This window comes from Metabacillus dongyingensis, from assembly GCF_019933155.2.
GTDB classification, from domain to species: Bacteria; Bacillota; Bacilli; order Bacillales; family Bacillaceae; genus Bacillus_P; species Bacillus_P dongyingensis.
On the sequence record NZ_CP082944.1, the window covers coordinates 44,711 to 61,218 of the forward strand.

General features: G+C 40.7%; 20 protein-coding genes. 19 read left to right on the top strand and 1 reads right to left on the bottom strand.

The features are described 5' to 3' along the window. The 9 genes from tmk to rsmI all read left to right on the top strand — a co-directional run bounded on the left by tmk (position 1) and on the right by rsmI (position 5,713). Positions 1 to 627, top strand: coding sequence for a dTMP kinase (gene tmk / locus K8L98_RS00225; protein WP_223438866.1), 627 nt, complete (start codon positions 1 to 3; stop codon positions 625 to 627). 95 nt (positions 628 to 722) lie between these two features. Then, positions 723 to 1,052, top strand: coding sequence for a cyclic-di-AMP receptor (locus K8L98_RS00230; RefSeq protein WP_223438867.1), 330 nt, complete (start codon positions 723 to 725; stop codon positions 1,050 to 1,052). Between the two features lie 13 nt (positions 1,053 to 1,065). Beyond that, positions 1,066 to 1,506 (top strand): YaaR family protein, encoded by a 441-nt coding sequence (locus tag K8L98_RS00235; protein WP_223438868.1) that lies wholly within the window; start codon positions 1,066 to 1,068, stop codon positions 1,504 to 1,506. An 18-nt stretch (positions 1,507 to 1,524) separates the two neighbouring features. Further along, complete coding sequence (gene holB / locus K8L98_RS00240) at positions 1,525 to 2,514, top strand: DNA polymerase III subunit delta' (RefSeq protein ID WP_420828849.1); 990 nt, start codon at positions 1,525 to 1,527, stop codon at positions 2,512 to 2,514. 2 nt (positions 2,515 to 2,516) lie between these two features. Continuing rightward, positions 2,517 to 3,344, top strand: a complete 828-nt coding sequence (gene ricT, locus K8L98_RS00245) for a competence/sporulation regulator complex protein RicT (RefSeq protein WP_223438870.1) — start codon at positions 2,517 to 2,519, stop codon at positions 3,342 to 3,344. A gap of 13 nt (positions 3,345 to 3,357) precedes the next feature. Then, positions 3,358 to 3,723 (top strand): DNA replication initiation control protein YabA, encoded by a 366-nt coding sequence (gene yabA, locus K8L98_RS00250; protein WP_223438871.1) that lies wholly within the window; start codon positions 3,358 to 3,360, stop codon positions 3,721 to 3,723. Between the two features lie 83 nt (positions 3,724 to 3,806). Continuing rightward, a complete protein-coding gene (locus K8L98_RS00255; protein ID WP_223438872.1) occupies positions 3,807 to 4,550 on the top strand; it encodes a tRNA1(Val) (adenine(37)-N6)-methyltransferase in 744 nt (247 codons plus the stop codon). Next, positions 4,537 to 4,860 carry a GIY-YIG nuclease family protein gene (locus K8L98_RS00260; protein ID WP_223438873.1) on the top strand — a complete coding sequence of 108 codons (324 nt, stop codon included), beginning with the start codon at positions 4,537 to 4,539 and terminating at the stop codon, positions 4,858 to 4,860. Before K8L98_RS00255 ends, K8L98_RS00260 begins: the two co-directional genes overlap by 14 nt. After that, positions 4,838 to 5,713 (top strand): 16S rRNA (cytidine(1402)-2'-O)-methyltransferase, encoded by an 876-nt coding sequence (rsmI, locus tag K8L98_RS00265; protein ID WP_223438874.1) that lies wholly within the window; start codon positions 4,838 to 4,840, stop codon positions 5,711 to 5,713. The genes K8L98_RS00260 and rsmI overlap by 23 nt, the downstream gene beginning before the upstream one ends. 39 nt (positions 5,714 to 5,752) lie before the next feature. On the opposite strand, the gene K8L98_RS00270 is transcribed toward rsmI, so the two are convergent. Then, on the bottom strand, positions 5,753 to 6,037 hold the full coding sequence (locus K8L98_RS00270) for a transition state genes transcriptional regulator AbrB (protein WP_175443492.1): 285 nt from the start codon (positions 6,035 to 6,037) through the stop codon (positions 5,753 to 5,755). 519 nt (positions 6,038 to 6,556) lie between these two features. Between K8L98_RS00270 and metG the strand changes: the two genes are divergently transcribed. The 10 genes from metG to purR all read left to right on the top strand — a co-directional run bounded on the left by metG (position 6,557) and on the right by purR (position 16,507). Then, complete coding sequence (gene metG / locus K8L98_RS00275; RefSeq protein WP_223438875.1) at positions 6,557 to 8,512, top strand: methionine--tRNA ligase; 1,956 nt, start codon at positions 6,557 to 6,559, stop codon at positions 8,510 to 8,512. A 91-nt stretch (positions 8,513 to 8,603) separates the two neighbouring features. Continuing rightward, complete coding sequence (locus K8L98_RS00280) at positions 8,604 to 9,374, top strand: TatD family hydrolase (RefSeq protein WP_223438876.1); 771 nt, start codon at positions 8,604 to 8,606, stop codon at positions 9,372 to 9,374. A 232-nt stretch (positions 9,375 to 9,606) separates the two neighbouring features. After that, positions 9,607 to 10,836, top strand: coding sequence for a ubiquitin-like domain-containing protein (locus tag K8L98_RS00285; protein WP_338037003.1), 1,230 nt, complete (start codon positions 9,607 to 9,609; stop codon positions 10,834 to 10,836). 117 nt (positions 10,837 to 10,953) lie between these two features. Beyond that, a complete protein-coding gene (gene rnmV, locus K8L98_RS00290) occupies positions 10,954 to 11,517 on the top strand; it encodes a ribonuclease M5 (RefSeq protein WP_223438877.1) in 564 nt (187 codons plus the stop codon). Then, entirely contained in the window at positions 11,510 to 12,391 is an 882-nt protein-coding gene (gene rsmA, locus K8L98_RS00295; RefSeq protein WP_223438878.1) for a 16S rRNA (adenine(1518)-N(6)/adenine(1519)-N(6))-dimethyltransferase RsmA, read from the top strand. Before rnmV ends, rsmA begins: the two co-directional genes overlap by 8 nt. Positions 12,392 to 12,808: 417 nt before the next feature. Further along, on the top strand, positions 12,809 to 13,696 hold the full coding sequence (gene yabG / locus K8L98_RS00300; protein ID WP_223438879.1) for a sporulation peptidase YabG: 888 nt from the start codon (positions 12,809 to 12,811) through the stop codon (positions 13,694 to 13,696). A gap of 252 nt (positions 13,697 to 13,948) precedes the next feature. After that, entirely contained in the window at positions 13,949 to 14,218 is a 270-nt protein-coding gene (gene veg, locus K8L98_RS00305; protein ID WP_070877642.1) for a biofilm formation stimulator Veg, read from the top strand. 166 nt (positions 14,219 to 14,384) lie between these two features. Next, positions 14,385 to 14,567: a small, acid-soluble spore protein, alpha/beta type gene (locus K8L98_RS00310; RefSeq protein ID WP_223438880.1), complete on the top strand. Its 183-nt coding sequence runs from the start codon at positions 14,385 to 14,387 to the stop codon at positions 14,565 to 14,567. A 178-nt stretch (positions 14,568 to 14,745) separates the two neighbouring features. Next, positions 14,746 to 15,615: a 4-(cytidine 5'-diphospho)-2-C-methyl-D-erythritol kinase gene (gene ispE, locus K8L98_RS00315; RefSeq protein ID WP_223438881.1), complete on the top strand. Its 870-nt coding sequence runs from the start codon at positions 14,746 to 14,748 to the stop codon at positions 15,613 to 15,615. Between the two features lie 55 nt (positions 15,616 to 15,670). Beyond that, on the top strand, positions 15,671 to 16,507 hold the full coding sequence (purR, locus tag K8L98_RS00320) for a pur operon repressor (RefSeq protein ID WP_223438882.1): 837 nt from the start codon (positions 15,671 to 15,673) through the stop codon (positions 16,505 to 16,507). The last annotated feature ends 1 nt before the right edge of the window (position 16,508 follow it).

Consider the following 16,508-nt stretch of genomic DNA (forward strand, 5'->3'; position numbering starts at 1 on the left):
ATGAAAGGGATTTTTATCACATTCGAAGGACCTGATGGTGCAGGGAAGACAACCATCCTAAATATGCTGTCAGAGGAATTCAGGGAAAAGGGTATAGAGGCAGTATTCACCCGTGAACCAGGAGGAATCCGGATTGCTGAGCAAATCCGCGAAGTGATTTTAAATAAAGAAAATACAGAAATGGATTCAAGAACAGAGGCTTTACTGTATGCAGCTGCAAGACGCCAGCATATTGTAGAGAAAGTAATTCCTGCCTTAAATGAGGGAAAACTGATTATCTGTGACCGGTTTATTGATAGTTCCTTAGCTTATCAGGGGTTTGCAAGAGAAATAGGTGTAGATGATGTTTATTCTATTAATATGTTTGCGATTGATGGTGTCATGCCTGAGGTTACTTTATACTTTGATATTGAGCCTGAACGCGGTCTGATGAGAATCAGCGGCAATGACGGCAGAGAAGTGAACAGACTGGATCTTGAAAAGATGGACTTTCATTTAAAAGTTCAGCAAGGCTATAAACATTTAATCGATAAATTCCCTGAACGGATAAAAGTTATTAATGCAGATCAGTCTCTTGATGACGTCTATCGGGATGTGAAGGAAGTTTTAATTCCTTATTTAAAGTAAACGCTGATATAATAAGTAACAACAATGTTACAATTACCATAAATGAAACAATGCTTTATCAGGATTAAGCTGTTAAACTATAAGGAGGCATACCTATGAAAATGATTATTGCGGTTGTACAGGATCAGGACAGCAATAAGCTTTCAAGCGCATTGGTTGAACATAATTTCAGAGCAACGAAACTTGCATCGACTGGCGGATTTTTAAAGTCAGGCAATACAACATTCATGATTGGTACGGAAGATGCACGTGTTGAGAAAGCATTGGCCGTTATTAAAGAGAACTGCCAATCAAGAGAACAGCTCGTAGCTCCAGTGTCACCCATGGGCGGAAATGCGGATTCGTATGTACCTTATCCTGTTGAAGTTGAAGTTGGCGGAGCGACAGTCTTTGTGCTTCCGATCGAACAATTCCACCATTTTTAAGGTGTGGGCATAAATGAAGATCAATCAAGAGCTTCGTACGGGATTAGATAAGAGAAACGCCAATCAGAAGACAAATGCCGCCGGATCCAAACCATTTTCAGAAATGGTGCTGAGACAAGAATCCAAGCTGCAGCTGCAGCAATTAAATACATTGATGGCAAATGTTGAAGAGGCTGGCCGGCGTGTTGCGAAATCCCGGAATATGCGGGATCTATCGAGATATAAATCGCTTGTCAGACGATTCGTACAGGAAGCTGTGGACTATGGGCTGAAAGTAAAGAAGTCCGGGACCTGGGACTATAGCGGAAGCACCCGGTCACTGATCACCGTAGAACAACTGGATCAGCATCTTATTGAACTGACGGAAAATCTGCTCAATGAAGATCAGTCATCCATCGACATACTGGCAAAAATAGGTGAAATTAAAGGCCTTTTAATTAACCTCTATACGTAAAGAGTGATAGATATGACGATGAGTACTTGGAATGAGCTGGCCGATTATCAGCCTAAAGTACTAAAGCTGCTGGGCAACAGTCTCGAAAAAAACCGGCTGGCCCATGCATACCTTTTTGAAGGGAAAAAAGGTACAGGAAAAAAAGAAATCAGCCTGCTTCTTGCCAGAAGCTTCTTTTGTGAAAATACCGAAGATTTTAGACCTTGTGAGACATGCAGAAACTGCAAGCGCATCCATTCCGGCAATCATCCGGATGTTCATTTAGTGGAACCGGACGGATTATCGATAAAAAAGTGGCAGATTCAAGATCTCCAGGGAGAATTCACAAAAACCGGCGTTGAATCAAGCAAAAAACTGTACATTATTTCGCATGCTGACAAAATGACGGCAAATGCTGCCAACAGTCTGCTGAAATTTTTAGAAGAACCAAATGCCAATACGATGGCTATTCTGATGACTGAACAAGTGCATCAAATTTTAAATACAATCCTATCAAGGTGCCAAACGCTCACTTTTATGCCACTGCCTACTTCAGCTATTGAGAAAGAGCTGTTAAAGCAGGAGGTATCTCCTAATTTTGCGAAGCTTGCAGCAAGAATGACCAACAATGTTGAAAAAGCACTCGAATTAAGTCGAGATGATTGGTTTGCACAGGCAAGACTTGTAGTGATAAAATTGTATGAAGTGATAGCAAAGCGAAACGGACAGGCATTTGTCCAAGTTCAAACGCAATGGATGCCATTTTTCGCAGAAAAAGAACAGCAGGACATGGGCTATGACTTGCTATTATATTTATATAAAGACATTCTTTCCATCCAAATTGGCAATACGGATCATGTTATCTATCAAGATCTGCTTCCACAGTTAGAACAGCAAGCCATTCAAGTATCCAGACAAAAGGTCCTTGAAAAAATCACTTCTATTTTAGAAGCAAAAAAAAGACTCCAGATGAATGTGAGTCCACAATTACTGATGGAGCAATTGGTTTTATCTTTGCAGGAGGGATAAGATTGTACGATGTAGTGGGTGTCCGCTTTAAAAAAGCGGGTAAAATATATTATTTCGACCCTAATGGGCTTCAAATAGAAAACGCCGATTATGTTATTGTCGAAACGGTAAGAGGCGTAGAGTTCGGCAAAGTAGTAATTCACAAGAAACAAGTTGGCGAGAATGATATTGTCTTGCCTCTTAAAAAGGTTCTTCGTGTGGCTGATGAGAAAGACCGCCTGATCGTAGACGAAAATCATCATGCTGCAAAGGAAGCCTACGAGGTTTGTCAGCAAAAAGTGAACGAGCACAGGCTTGATATGAAACTTGTTGATGTTGAATATACGTTTGACAGAAACAAGGTTATTTTTTACTTCACTGCTGACGGACGAGTTGATTTCAGGGAATTGGTTAAGGATCTCGCTGCCATCTTCAAGACTCGAATTGAGTTAAGACAAATCGGGGTCAGAGATGAGGCGAAAATGCTTGGCGGTATCGGACCCTGCGGAAGAATGCTGTGCTGCTCCACTTTCTTAGGGGATTTCGAACCGGTTTCCATTAAGATGGCCAAGGATCAGAATCTTTCACTGAATCCAACAAAAATCTCAGGGTTATGCGGTAGATTAATGTGCTGCTTAAAATATGAGAATGATGAGTACGAATCTGCTAAAGAACAGCTTCCGGATATTGGAGAATCGATCGGCACTCCAATCGGCATCGGAAAAGTAGTCGGGTTAAATATATTGGAACGGGTATTGCAGGTTGAACTTTCAGAAAAAGACCGCGTGGTTGAATTTACTTGGGAAGAATTAATGAAAGAAGGCGCAGTTCCAATGAAATCCACAGATTAATGAGGTGGAACAAGTGGATAAAAAAGAGATCTTTGAATCTGTAAGCAGTATGGAGGAACAAATCGGCTCTCTGTATCGACAGCTTGGAGAGCTGAAGCATCATTTAGGAGAGCTGCTTGAAGAAAATCATCATTTGCAGCTTGAAAATGATAACCTCCGCAGGCGGCTAAACTCGACTGCTGCGACAGAAAAAAAGAAGCAAAATAAACAGCATACAGATAAACAAGCACTGGATTCAAAGATTGTGGACATTGGAGAGGGATACGACAATCTGGCCCGTCTTTATCAGGAAGGCTTCCATATTTGCAATGTTCATTATGGAAGTGTCCGCAAAGATGGAGACTGCTTGTTTTGTCTTTCCTTTCTTAATAAGAAATAAACTGGCTTTCCTGCTTATGGGAAAGCTTTTTTTATGGAAGAGGAACACTTTGTCAATACTAACAAAAAAGAAAGGATTTTATGATGGTTGATTTAATAGGAGATGAACGTCTCGATTATTTATTGGCAGAAGATTTAAGGATTATTCAAAGTCCGTCTGTTTTTGCCTTTTCATTAGATGCTGTCCTTCTTTCGAAATTCGCATATATGCCGATACAAAAGGGACGGGTCCTTGATTTATGCTCGGGAAATGCAGTTGTGCCCCTGCTTCTATCTACAAGATCCAAAGCAATGATTACAGGAGTTGAAATTCAGGAGAGATTATTTCAAATGGCTGAAAAAAGTGTGGCCTACAATCAGCTTCAGGATCAGATTACCATGATTCATGGAGACTTAAAGGATATGCCTGCAGCACTCGGCCACGGGAAATTCGATGTAATTACGTGCAATCCTCCATATTTTAAAACTCCTAAGAAAGACGAAATGAATCAAAATGAACACCTTGCCATTGCCCGTCATGAAATACTCTGCACACTTGAGGATGTTATTATGGCCAGCGGCAAGCTTTCAAGAATGGGCGGCAAAATAGCGCTTGTTCATCGTCCGGGAAGATTAGTTGAAATTATAGAGCTAATGAAGAAATATAAAATTGAACCTAAGCGGATTCAGCTTGTTTACCCAAAACAGGGAAAAGAAGCGAATACCCTTTTAATAGAAGGAATTAAAGGCGGACAGCCTGATATAAAGATTCTGCCTCCGCTGTTTGTATATGACGAAAACAATGAATACACAAAAGAAGTAAAAGAGATTTTATATGGAGACAAATAGCACTCATTTCTTTTATGTGCTCGAATGCAGGGATGGGAGCTATTATGCAGGCTACACAAATGACCTTGAAGCCCGCATTCAAAAACATAATGCCGGAAAAGGCGCTAAATACACCCGTGCAAGAAAACCAGTATCTTTGCTTTATAACAAGCCGTTTGAAACAAAAAGCGAGGCTCTTAAGGCAGAATATTACTTCAAAAAGCTGTCGAGGAAAAAGAAGGACGAGTTTTTGAAAATGCCTGATGAGGAAAAGGTATGGGGATTTTCGCAGGGAGAGGATGATACAAATGCAGGAACAAAAAAGCTTTAACCAAGATACAGAGTGGGGATCTCTTTACCTGGTCCCAACTCCTATAGGGAATTTAGAAGATATGACGTTTCGCGCAATCAATATTTTAAAAGAGGTTGATGTAATTGCAGCTGAGGATACAAGGGAGTCGAAAAAGCTGTGCAATTACTTTGAAATCGATACTCATCTGATTAGTTACCATGAGCATAATAAGGAATCAAGCGGCCATAAAATTCTTGAGCTGATGAAGCAGGGAAAAAGCGTTGCCTTAGTTAGTGATGCCGGGATGCCGATTATTTCAGATCCAGGCAGCCAGCTTGTAAATGAAATTTTGGCTGAGAATGGAAAGGTTATACCTCTCCCGGGTGCAAATGCAGCCCTGACGGCTTTAGTAGCATCAGGAATTACCCCTCAGCCATTCTTCTTTTTCGGATTTTTGGAAAGACAGAAAAAAGAGAAGAAAAAGCAGCTGGAAGAATTATCGAAGCGCACAGAAACGATGATTTTTTATGAATCTCCCCATCGGTTAAAGGAAACTCTGGCGGTGATGAGTGAAATATTGGGCAACCGCAGAATATGCTTATCAAGAGAGCTGACCAAACGCTTCGAGGAATTTATCCGGGGAACAATAAAAGACGCTTTAATGTGGTCGGAGGAAAATCAGATTCGCGGTGAGTTTTGTTTAATCGTTGAAGGAAGAGATGAAAAGGACGTGATCACGGAAGAAGAGTGGTGGACCCCCCTTACTCTTGAAGAACATGTCAGTCATTATGTCCGTGAAGGCCATGCTTCAAAAGAAGCAATTAAGCAAGTAGCAAAAGAACGCGGCATACCGAAGCGGGATGTTTATCAGTCCTATCATGTAAATGAATAAAATAAAAAGACCCGACAGCGAGTGTCAGGTCTTTTTTATTTATTTTACTAAATTGCTTTGAATTTCTTTAAGAATTTGTTCTGCACCTTCGCGGCTAAGAACTAATTTTCCGTTGCCTAGAGTGAAGTTATCATCAGATACTTCGCCAGTTACAGCACAAGTCATGTTTGGTTTATATTTTTTAAGGATAATTCTTTCGTCATCCACGTAGATTTCTAATGCGTCTTTTTCTGCGATTCCTAAAGTGCGTCGCAATTCGATTGGAATAACCACACGGCCGAGCTCATCAACTTTACGTACGATTCCTGTAGATTTCATGTTTATGTTCTCCTCCCAATAATAGGTTCTCTATATGTTTTTTCTTAAACTTCGTCATTTTTCGACAAAATCTTCATCCTCATAAGCATAACAGTGTTTCCAATAAACGTCAATCCTCAAATATCCAATAGTTTGTAAAATTAAGTTGGTTTTCCTTGAACCCTTATGCACTAAGCATAATAGGAATATATACCCTTGATAAAAGGAAATTAAACTCATAAAAGGGAATTTTTAATTATACAGTGAATAGTATTAATTCAAAATATTGTTTATTTAATTATAACGATTGTTCGACAAGAATCAACAAAAATAATTCATTAGGAAACATTTGGCATACCAGAGCCATTCATATTATTCTTGTCCTCCTTTGTTTTTTTGTCCATAGAAGGTATATTTTCTTGATATTAAAGGCTAAGATGGTATCATAAAGAGTATAAATAACAATGATTAGTCGCTCTCGTCCATTGGGGCGGGGGCTTTTCTTCTCTAACCCAGAGACAGTCTTCAATACCAGGAGGGAAACGGATGGAAGGTCACAAAAAGTCATTTTATATTACAACACCTATTTACTATCCAAGCGGAAAACTACATATTGGACATGCTTATACAACGGTAGCGGGCGATGCTATGGCCCGTTATAAACGCATGCGCGGTTTTGATGTTATGTATTTAACTGGCACAGATGAACATGGGCAGAAAATTCAGCGCAAGGCTGAAGAAATCGGAGTAACACCTCAAAAATATGTTGATGACATTGTCAGCGGCATTAAAGATCTTTGGAGCAAACTTGATATCTCGTATGATGATTTTATTCGTACAACAGAAGACCGTCATAAAGAAATTGTTGAAAAGGTATTTGCGAAGCTGCTTGAGCAAGGGGATATTTATCTCGATCAATACGAAGGATGGTATTGTACACCTTGTGAATCATTCTTTACAGAAAGACAGCTTGAAAACGGCAACTGTCCTGATTGCGGGCGTCCTGTAGAAAAAGTAAAAGAAGAATCCTACTTCTTCAAGATGAGCAAGTATGCAGATCGTCTTCTGCAGTATTACTCAGAAAATCCGGAATTTATTCAGCCGGAATCACGCAAAAACGAAATGATTAACAACTTCATTAAACCAGGTCTTGAGGACTTGGCAGTATCACGGACGACTTTTGATTGGGGAGTGAAAGTTCCGGGAGATCCAAAGCATGTCATATATGTATGGATTGACGCTCTGTCCAATTATATTACAGCACTCGGATATGGCTCGGAGAACGATGAAAAGTACAATAAATTCTGGCCCGCAGATGTTCATCTAGTAGGAAAAGAAATTGTGCGTTTCCATACAATCTATTGGCCGATTATGCTGATGGCGCTTGATTTGCCGTTGCCGAAAAAAGTGTTTGCACATGGCTGGCTATTGATGAAGGACGGAAAAATGTCCAAATCAAAAGGAAATGTTGTAGATCCAGTTACCCTAATTGACCGCTACGGCCTTGACGCCCTTCGATATTATCTATTAAGAGAGGTACCGTTCGGTTCAGACGGCGTCTTTACACCAGAAGGTTTTATCGAAAGACTGAATTTTGATCTTGCAAATGACCTTGGAAACCTGCTGAATCGTACAATTGCCATGATTCAAAAATATTTTGACGGCGAAATCCCTGCGTACAGCGGACCTAAGACAGACTTTGACGGGGAATTATCAGCTTTCAGCAAAGATACCCTTGTAAAATACGAAGAAGCGATGGAGAAAATGGAATTTTCCATTGCATTGAATGCACTTTGGCAATTCATCAGCAGAACGAATAAATACATTGATGAAACGCAGCCTTGGAATCTTGCAAAGGATGAGGAAAACCGCGAAAAGCTTGGTTCAGTTATGTATCATCTTGCTGAGTCCCTTCGTATTTCAGGAATCCTGCTGAAACCATTCCTTACGAAAACACCTGACAAGATGTTTGAACAGCTTGGCATACAGGAGCCTGCGCTCAAAGAGTGGGCCAGCTTATCAGAATTTGGGCAGCTGCATCAAGTCAAAGTCTCTAAAGGGGTTCCAATTTTCCCTCGTTTAGAAGTAGAGGAAGAGGTTCAATATATTAAAGAGCAAATGCAGGGAACGGCTCCTGCTGCTGAGGAAGAAAAGAAAGAGCAAAAAGCAGATGCATCAGGCGAAATTACGTTTGATGAATTTATGAAAGTTGAAATGCGTGTTGCAGAAGTCATTCATGCAGAACCGGTAAAAAAAGCTGATCGTTTATTAAAGCTGCAGCTTGATCTTGGTTCTGAAAAAAGACAGGTTGTATCAGGAATTGCGAAGAGCTATCAGCCTGAACAGCTTGTCGGAAAGAAAGTCATTTGCATCACGAATCTAAAACCTGTAAAACTGCGCGGAGAACTTTCACAAGGCATGATCCTGGCTGGCGAAGAAGAAGGCACTTTGTCGCTTGCTACTGTCGATTCCAGCCTTCCGAACGGTACGATTATTAAATAAAAAAAGAGAAGAAAGAGGTGTTTCACGTGTAACAATCGGGAATGACGCCTCTTTTTTTCTTTGCTTAAACCCTATGAAAGGATGTCGAAACATGTTATTTGATACACATGCTCATTTAAATGCAATTCAATACAATGATGACTTAGAAGAAGTGATTGAAAGAGCACTTGAAGAAGGGGTAACCCATACGGTTGTAGTCGGCTTTGATACGGAGACCATTACACGTGCTATCGAGCTTGCGGAGAAGTATGATTTTATCTATGCAGCTGTTGGCTGGCATCCAGTCGATGCCATTGATATGAAAGATGAAGACCTCAAGTGGATAAAAGAACTTGCATCACACCCTAAAGTTGTAGCGATTGGCGAGATGGGGCTTGATTATTATTGGGATAAATCTCCGAAGGAAATTCAAAAGGATGTATTCCGCAAGCAAATCGCCCTTGCTAAAGAAGTGCAGCTTCCAATAATTATTCATAATCGGGATGCAACTTCCGATGTTGTTGAAATTCTGCAGGAAGAAAATGCAAGTGAAGTAGGCGGCATAATGCATTGTTTTACAGGAAGTCTTGAAGTGGCGAAACAATGTATGGATATGAATTTTTATATTTCATTTGGCGGGCCGGTTACATTTAAAAATGCTAAAAAACCGAAGGAAGTTGCTGCGCAAATTCCAATGGATCGTCTTTTAATAGAAACTGATTGCCCATACTTAACACCTCATCCGTTTAGAGGAAAACGAAATGAACCGAGCTATGTGAAATATGTAGCAGAGCAAATTGCTGAACTTAGAGAAATGGATTATGCAGAATTTGTTAGACAAACTTCCGACAATGCAAAAAGATTATTCGGCATTTCTCGCTAAAGGAATTTGTAGAATTTTGATAGGGCTTGTCCGAAAGTACAGGTTTTAAAGAGGTTCTACATGTCTCTTTTTCCTCATAGGATATATTTGTCGACAAGAATTGCTTCACTTTTTGATAGTTTTTTAGCATAATAGTGATTACGATTAGAAAAAATTGATAGAAGTGGGTGAGGGTTGACAGCAAGATCGATACTTTATATAATCCTCGGAGGAGAAGGAGGCGTTTTTCATAGTGATAAATAATATGAAAAAGCTGTTATCCGCAAAACTAAGCTTTAACAAGATTGTCCTCGCAATTGTCAGTTTAGTAGTTTTGGGAACGGGTACTGCATTCGCGACATTTGAAGCGTCGAAGAACACAGTTACTGTTTCGCTGAACGGCAAAGACGAGAAGCTCAGGACACACGCACGTACAGTTGATGAATTACTCCAAGATTTAGACATAGATAGAAAACAAGAAGACGAGGTATCCCCATCAGGAGATACTAAGATCAAAAACAATCTAAAAGTTGTTTATGAGGCTTCGAAACCTGTACAGCTTACGGTGGACGATGAGAAAAGGACAATAAGGACAACAGCAAAAACCGTAGAAGAATTTTTGAAAGAACAAAAAATAGCAGTTTCAGAGCACGATAAGATGAATGCTTCGTTGCAAACGAAAATTTCTGATAATCTTAAGCTCAACATTGAGAAAGCCATACAGATCACACTAACAGTTGAAAATAAAAAACAACAAGTATGGTCAACTTCGACTACTGTCGCTGACTTTTTGAAAGACCAAAAGGTACAGGTAAATGAACTTGATAAGGTTGAACCCCAAATTCATGAAACATTGAGTGCAAATGACGCCGTAATAGTCACACGTGTAGAAAAAGTCACCGATGTAGTGGAAGAACCAGTTGCATTTTCAGTTGTAACAAAAAATGATAACAGCATTCCAAAAGGAAAACAGGAAGTTATTAAGCCTGGTACAGAAGGTACTGTTGCGAAACATTTTGAGGTTATGCTTGAAAATGGAAAAGAAGTGTCAAGAAAGCTGATCAAAGAAGAAACGAAAAGTGAAAGTCAGGACCGTGTTGTTGTAATAGGCACAAAAGCTGCACCTAAGCCTGTGAGTACGGCAAGTACTTCAAGCAAGCCTGAAACAGTGTCGCGTTCAAACGATTCTGTTGCAAAAGAGTTTTATGTTACATCAACTGCTTATACCGCTCATTGTAATGGGTGTTCCGGCACGACTGCCACAGGTGTCGATTTAAGAGCAAATCCGAATGCCAAAGTAATCGCGGTAGATCCAAGTGTTATTCCTTTAGGGTCTAAAGTTTATGTAGAAGGTTACGGATATGCCATTGCCTCGGATACAGGCGGCGCAATCAAAGGGAAAAAGATTGATGTTTTCTTCTCTGATAAGGGAGCAGCCTATCGATGGGGAAGAAAGCAAGTTAAAATCAAAGTGTTAAATTGATTCTCTGACAGAGGGTTTAGATCCCTCTGTTTTTTTGCGTTATAATGGGGTACAATTACGTTTCAATAATATAGACGTTTGACTGCTCAGGAAAGTTTCACCTTTTTGGAGGAAAACATGAAAATTAAAGAAATTATTGTTGTTGAAGGAAGAGATGATACAACTGCCATTAAGCGCGCAGTTGATGCCGATACAATTGAAACGAACGGATCTGCAATTGGAGATTCGGTCATTGAACAGATCCGCCTTGCCCAGAAGACGCGGGGTGTCATTATTTTTACAGATCCTGACTTCCCAGGAGAAAAAATACGCAAAACGGTTGCAGAGCAGGTTCCCGGCTGCAAGCATGCTTTTATTACAAAACCTGAAGCCAGACCTAAAAATGGAAAAGGCATCGGAGTTGAGCATGCGTCCATAGAAGCGATCCGAAACGCTCTTAAAGAGATCAAAGAAGAGATGACGGATACAGATCCGATTATTGATAAAGATGATTTGATGACGGCGGGTTTAATAGGCGGTCCAAAAGCGAAGGAGCGGCGTGAAAAACTCGGGGTGCTTTTGAAAATAGGCTATACAAACGGCAAGCAGCTTGAAAAAAGACTGCATATGTTTCAAATTACAAAACAAACTTTTGCACAAGCTATAGAGGAGATTGTTCGGGAGGAGCAGCAAAATGATTAAAGATATCGCAACACCGGTTCGCACGAAAGCTATTTTAGAAAAGTACGGGTTTTCATTCAAGAAAAGTCTTGGACAAAACTTTTTAATTGACCCGAACGTGCTGAACCGTATTGTAGACCATGCAGATGTAACAGATGAAACAGGTGTTATTGAAATCGGTCCGGGGATCGGAGCTTTGACAGAACAGCTTGCCAAAAGGGCGAAAAAGGTTGTTGCATTTGAAATTGATCAGCGCCTCATCCCGATCTTAAAAGACACCTTATCGCCTTATGACAATGTAACAGTCATTCATCAGGACATCCTTTTGGCAAATGTAAAAGAGGTTATGGAAGAACAATTCAAGGACTGCCGCGAAGTGATGGTCGTCGCTAACCTCCCTTACTATGTAACTACTCCAATTATTATGAAACTGCTTGAAGATCATTTGCCTTTGAAAGGGATCGTCGTCATGCTGCAAAAAGAAGTAGCAGATCGAATCGCGGCTTCTCCTTCTTCAAAAGATTATGGTTCACTTTCCATTGCTGTTCAATACTATACAGACGCCAAGACGGTCATGACGGTGCCTAGAACCGTTTTTATGCCCCAGCCTAATGTTGACTCCGCTATTATCCGTCTGCTTCTGCGTGAGGAAGCTAGAGTGGTTATAAAGGATGAAGACTTTTTCTTTAAAATTGTTCGTGCGAGCTTTGCTCAGCGAAGAAAAACACTCCTTAACAATCTGACACATTCTCTTCCAGACGGAAAAGAAAAGAAACCTGATATTGAACAAGCTTTAGAAAAAGCCGGCATCGACGGAAAGAGAAGAGGGGAAACTCTTTCGATTGAAGAATTTGCAGTGCTGAGTGATTTGTTAGTTGAGGATTTTAATGGATAAAGTTCATTTATGAAAAATGGCCCGCAGCGAAAGACAGCTGCGGGCTTTTTATATGGGCATTTTTTGATATGAAGGCAGTGGGAATGAATGGTTTTAATTGCTTAACGTGCCCAAGGCGGTTCTGCTTTTCTATTGTTCAGCTCCACCGCCCAACTCCTCGGCCAGAACGGATTCACCGAAAAAGTCAAACCCGGACTTTTCCGGTGAATCCTTATCTGTCTGTCGGAGCTAAACGGGCGGTTCCGCTTTTCTGGCGGGTCACACTTTTCAATCAGCATCATAGGCTAGAAAAGGATTGTTCTTAGCTTAGGGGTCTAAACGAATTAGACATAGAATGGGCATCACCTTAGGGCCTAACCAGTCCGCGGTGCTCTTTGAAGATCAGTTCCGGGGAATCGGTCATTTGGAGTGAAGAACATGCAAATAAAAATTGGAGATATCGTAGCCCGAAAATCCTATAAGTATGATGTCCTGTTTCGGGTAATAGACCTGAAACAAGCAGAAGATGGAACGTGGGCTGCCATTTTATACGGAGAAGAAGTACGACTGATCGCAGATGCGTTATGTGACGATTTAGCAGTTATTGGAGATCGGGAACGCAATAAAAGGAAAGTGCATGAAAAAGAAATGCTTGAGCAGTCTCTGTACTTATTAAAGCAGGATTACCGCTTATTGCAGGAAAAGCGTGAGTATGGAGCGACGGCAAGCTACAGCCACAATGAGGAGTTTTTTCATTTGCCTGGGAAAGTGCTCCACTTAGATGGCGATCCGCTATACCTGCAAAAGTGTCTGACTCTCTATGAGCGTGTCGGTGTCCCGGTCTTTGGCGTACATGTGAAAGAAACGGAGATGCAGGAGGTTGTAACGGATCTTATTGAAGAATACCGGCCTAATATCCTTGTCATAACAGGTCATGATTCATACTCAAAGCATAAAGGCTCGATTAATGATCTCAATGCCTACCGTCATTCGAAGCATTTCGTTCAAACTGTGCGCAATGCAAGAAAAGCCGTCCCTCATCTAGACCAGCTGGTTATCTTTGCGGGTGCCTGTCAGTCTCACTTTGAATCTTTAATCAGTGCAGGAGCCAATTTTGCGAGCTCGCCATCGCGAGTTAATATTCATGCATTGGATCCAGTGTATATAGTCGCTAAAATAAGTTTTACTCCTTTTATGGAGAGAATTAACGTCTGGGATGTCCTGCGCAATACGCTTACAAGAGAGAAGGGTCTTGGCGGGGTTGAAACAAAAGGTGTCCTCCGTACAGGCATGCCTTATCACAGGCATGAGGATTCCAATTCTTAGGGCTGCTTTCCACTTTGAGAGAGCGGTCTTTTCTTCTGATGGTGAAAAAAAGCGCAGCTTTTATTGGAAAAATGAAAACATTTCCTATCTTTACATAAAAATTAAGAAATAGGTAAAGCCTAGTTTGTAGAGAGAACGTGAATTTTGTTGAAAATATTTTGTTGACAACGAACTTTTATCACTGTTATAATTTAAATTTTATTTGACTTAAAATAGGCTATCGTGTATACTGAAATTAGTGAGGTGGATGCAATGGCAAAAACTTTAGTCGATATCAAAAATTCCCTGGATTCTAATCTTGGAAAGCGGCTTACGCTTAAAGCAAACGGCGGCCGCAGAAAAACGATTGAGCGTTCAGGTGTTCTTACAGAAACATACCCAGCTGTTTTCGTTGTACAACTAGATCAAGATGAAAATGCATTTGAACGTGTATCATACAGTTATGCCGATGTATTAACTGAAACAGTGCAATTAACATTTTTTGAAGATACTTCAGGTTCAGTGGCAGTTGCTGGGCAGTAGACACATGTTTGCTGCTTTTTTTTTTGGTTAAAAATCATTTAATGATTCTTTATTTATTTTGGATAACACTAACGCAAAGCCGCACATACTAATAGTGCCGCTTTTTTTTATGCGGTTAAATCAAGCAGGATTTAGAATCAGACGTAAATTAAAGGGGTGTTCTGTGATGGGAAGACGTCAGGGAATCATGTCCGATGAATTTAAATACGAACTGGCTAAAGACTTGGGGTTTTATGATACGGTAAAAAATGATGGCTGGGGTGCAATCAGATCGCGCGATGCCGGCAACATGGTGAAGAGGGCGATTGAGCTTGCAGAACAGCACCTATCAAGTCAGAATAAATCATAAAGCATAAAAACAGACGGCAAAAGCCGGGGCGATAAGCTCCGGCTTTTTATCACAATAAAAACAGGCTCATTATTTCAAATGTTCCACCAATAAAGTGAAATGTCGAAAACTGCGTTATATTCATTCTATTTGTGGTACAATGTGGATAATTTCAGTTCGTTAAAAGTAGGTGAAAATGTTGCGTATTTTGGAGAAAGCGCCAGCTAAAATCAATCTATCGCTCGATGTCCTTCATAAGAGAACAGATGGTTTTCATGAAGTGAAAATGATCATGACGACCATCGACCTGGCTGATCGCGTCGAACTTGTGGAGCTTGCGTCTGATGAGATCAAAATCATTTCTCATAATCGATTTGTCCCGGATGACCAGCGGAATTTAGCTTATCAGGCTGCTTTATTATTAAAAAAGCGGTGCGGTGTAAGAAAAGGAGTCTCTATAGCCATTACAAAGGTGATTCCTGTGGCTGCCGGCCTGGCAGGGGGCAGCAGTGATGCAGCTGCTACTCTTAGAGGTTTGAACAGGTTATGGAAGCTTGGACTTAGCTTAGATGAGCTAGCAGAGCTTGGAGCCGAGATAGGCTCAGATGTTTCATTCTGTGTCTACGGAGGAACTGCACTGGCTACGGGCCGGGGTGAAAAGATTCAGCATATCGATACTCCGCCTCATTGCTGGGTCGTACTGGCAAAGCCGACGATTGGCGTATCTACTGCTGATGTGTACCGCAATTTAAATTTGAGTGCTGTTACTCACCCAGATGTAGAAGGGATGATTGAAGGAATCAAGGAACAGGATTTTGATCAGATTTGCAGCCTTTTGGGAAATGTGCTGGAAGATGTTACCTTAAAGATGTATCCAGAGGTAGCTAATATTAAAGATCAAATGAAGCGGTTTGGTGCTGATTCTGTGCTGATGAGCGGCAGCGGGCCTACTGTTTTTGGCCTTGTCCGCTATGAATCGAGGCTTCATCGTGTGTATAACGGATTAAGAGGTTTTTGCGATCAGGTATTTGCTGTAAGATTGCTTGGGGAACGGAATAACCTTGATTAAATCCGTATATTAAGTTATATTATCTTTAAAATATTCGGATTTTGGAGGTTATTCCATGAAATTTCGTCGCAGTGGAAGGCTTGTTGATATGACTTATTACTTGCTACAACATCCACATGCACTTGTTCCTTTAACTTTTTTCTCTGATCAGTATCAATCGGCCAAGTCTTCAATCAGTGAAGATTTGACGATTATAAAGCAAACTTTTGAACAGCGTGGCATTGGTTCACTCTTAACCGTGCCGGGCGCAGCCGGCGGAGTTAAATTTATTCCTAAAATCGGGATAAGCGAAGCAAAAGTAATTATTTCTGAACTTTGCAGTTTAATCGCTAAACCTGAACGCCTGCTGCCCGGGGGATATTTATATTTAACAGATATACTCGGAAACCCGACTATGGTGAATCAGATTGGACGTTTATTTGCATCTGTTTTCGCTGACCGCAAAATTGATATTGTCATGACGGTAGCAACAAAAGGGATTCCTGTTGCTTACGCAGTAGCAAATCAGCTTGACGTGCCAGTTGTCATTGTAAGAAGAGACAGCAAGGTAACAGAAGGGCCGACTGTCAGCATCAATTATGTTTCAGGTTCATCAAAGAGAATTCAGACAATGGTTTTATCAAAAAGAAGTCTTAAAGTGGGTTCGAATGTCCTGATTATTGATGACTTTATGAAAGCCGGCGGAACAATAAATGGAATGGTCAGCATGGTAGAAGAGTTTAATGCAAATCTTGCCGGAATTGGCGTGCTGGTTGAATCAGAAGGTGTAGAAGAACGCCTTGTGGATGAATACATATCTGTAGTGAAATTAACAGATGTTGATGTAAAAGAGAAACAAATCGATGTCATGGACGGAAACTTCTTTCGCTTCTTAAACCAAGTAACTTTATAGG

What these genes read in the sequence shown, in the direction of transcription:
- rsmI (WP_223438874.1), top strand. Translation starts at nt 4,838, where the DNA reads ATGCAGGAACAAAAAAGCTTTAACCAAGATACAGAGTGGGGATCTCTT.
- metG (WP_223438875.1), top strand. Translation starts at nt 6,557, where the DNA reads ATGGAAGGTCACAAAAAGTCATTTTATATTACAACACCTATTTACTAT.
- veg (WP_070877642.1), top strand. Translation starts at nt 13,949, where the DNA reads ATGGCAAAAACTTTAGTCGATATCAAAAATTCCCTGGATTCTAATCTT.
- K8L98_RS00280 (WP_223438876.1), top strand. Translation starts at nt 8,604, where the DNA reads ATGTTATTTGATACACATGCTCATTTAAATGCAATTCAATACAATGAT.
- K8L98_RS00310 (WP_223438880.1), top strand. Translation starts at nt 14,385, where the DNA reads ATGGGAAGACGTCAGGGAATCATGTCCGATGAATTTAAATACGAACTG.
- K8L98_RS00235 (WP_223438868.1), top strand. Translation starts at nt 1,066, where the DNA reads ATGAAGATCAATCAAGAGCTTCGTACGGGATTAGATAAGAGAAACGCC.
- K8L98_RS00255 (WP_223438872.1), top strand. Translation starts at nt 3,807, where the DNA reads ATGGTTGATTTAATAGGAGATGAACGTCTCGATTATTTATTGGCAGAA.
- purR (WP_223438882.1), top strand. Translation starts at nt 15,671, where the DNA reads ATGAAATTTCGTCGCAGTGGAAGGCTTGTTGATATGACTTATTACTTG.
- tmk (WP_223438866.1), top strand. Translation starts at nt 1, where the DNA reads ATGAAAGGGATTTTTATCACATTCGAAGGACCTGATGGTGCAGGGAAG.
- yabG (WP_223438879.1), top strand. Translation starts at nt 12,809, where the DNA reads ATGCAAATAAAAATTGGAGATATCGTAGCCCGAAAATCCTATAAGTAT.
- rsmA (WP_223438878.1), top strand. Translation starts at nt 11,510, where the DNA reads ATGATTAAAGATATCGCAACACCGGTTCGCACGAAAGCTATTTTAGAA.
- rnmV (WP_223438877.1), top strand. Translation starts at nt 10,954, where the DNA reads ATGAAAATTAAAGAAATTATTGTTGTTGAAGGAAGAGATGATACAACT.
- holB (WP_420828849.1), top strand. Translation starts at nt 1,525, where the DNA reads ATGAGTACTTGGAATGAGCTGGCCGATTATCAGCCTAAAGTACTAAAG.
- K8L98_RS00260 (WP_223438873.1), top strand. Translation starts at nt 4,537, where the DNA reads ATGGAGACAAATAGCACTCATTTCTTTTATGTGCTCGAATGCAGGGAT.
- K8L98_RS00230 (WP_223438867.1), top strand. Translation starts at nt 723, where the DNA reads ATGAAAATGATTATTGCGGTTGTACAGGATCAGGACAGCAATAAGCTT.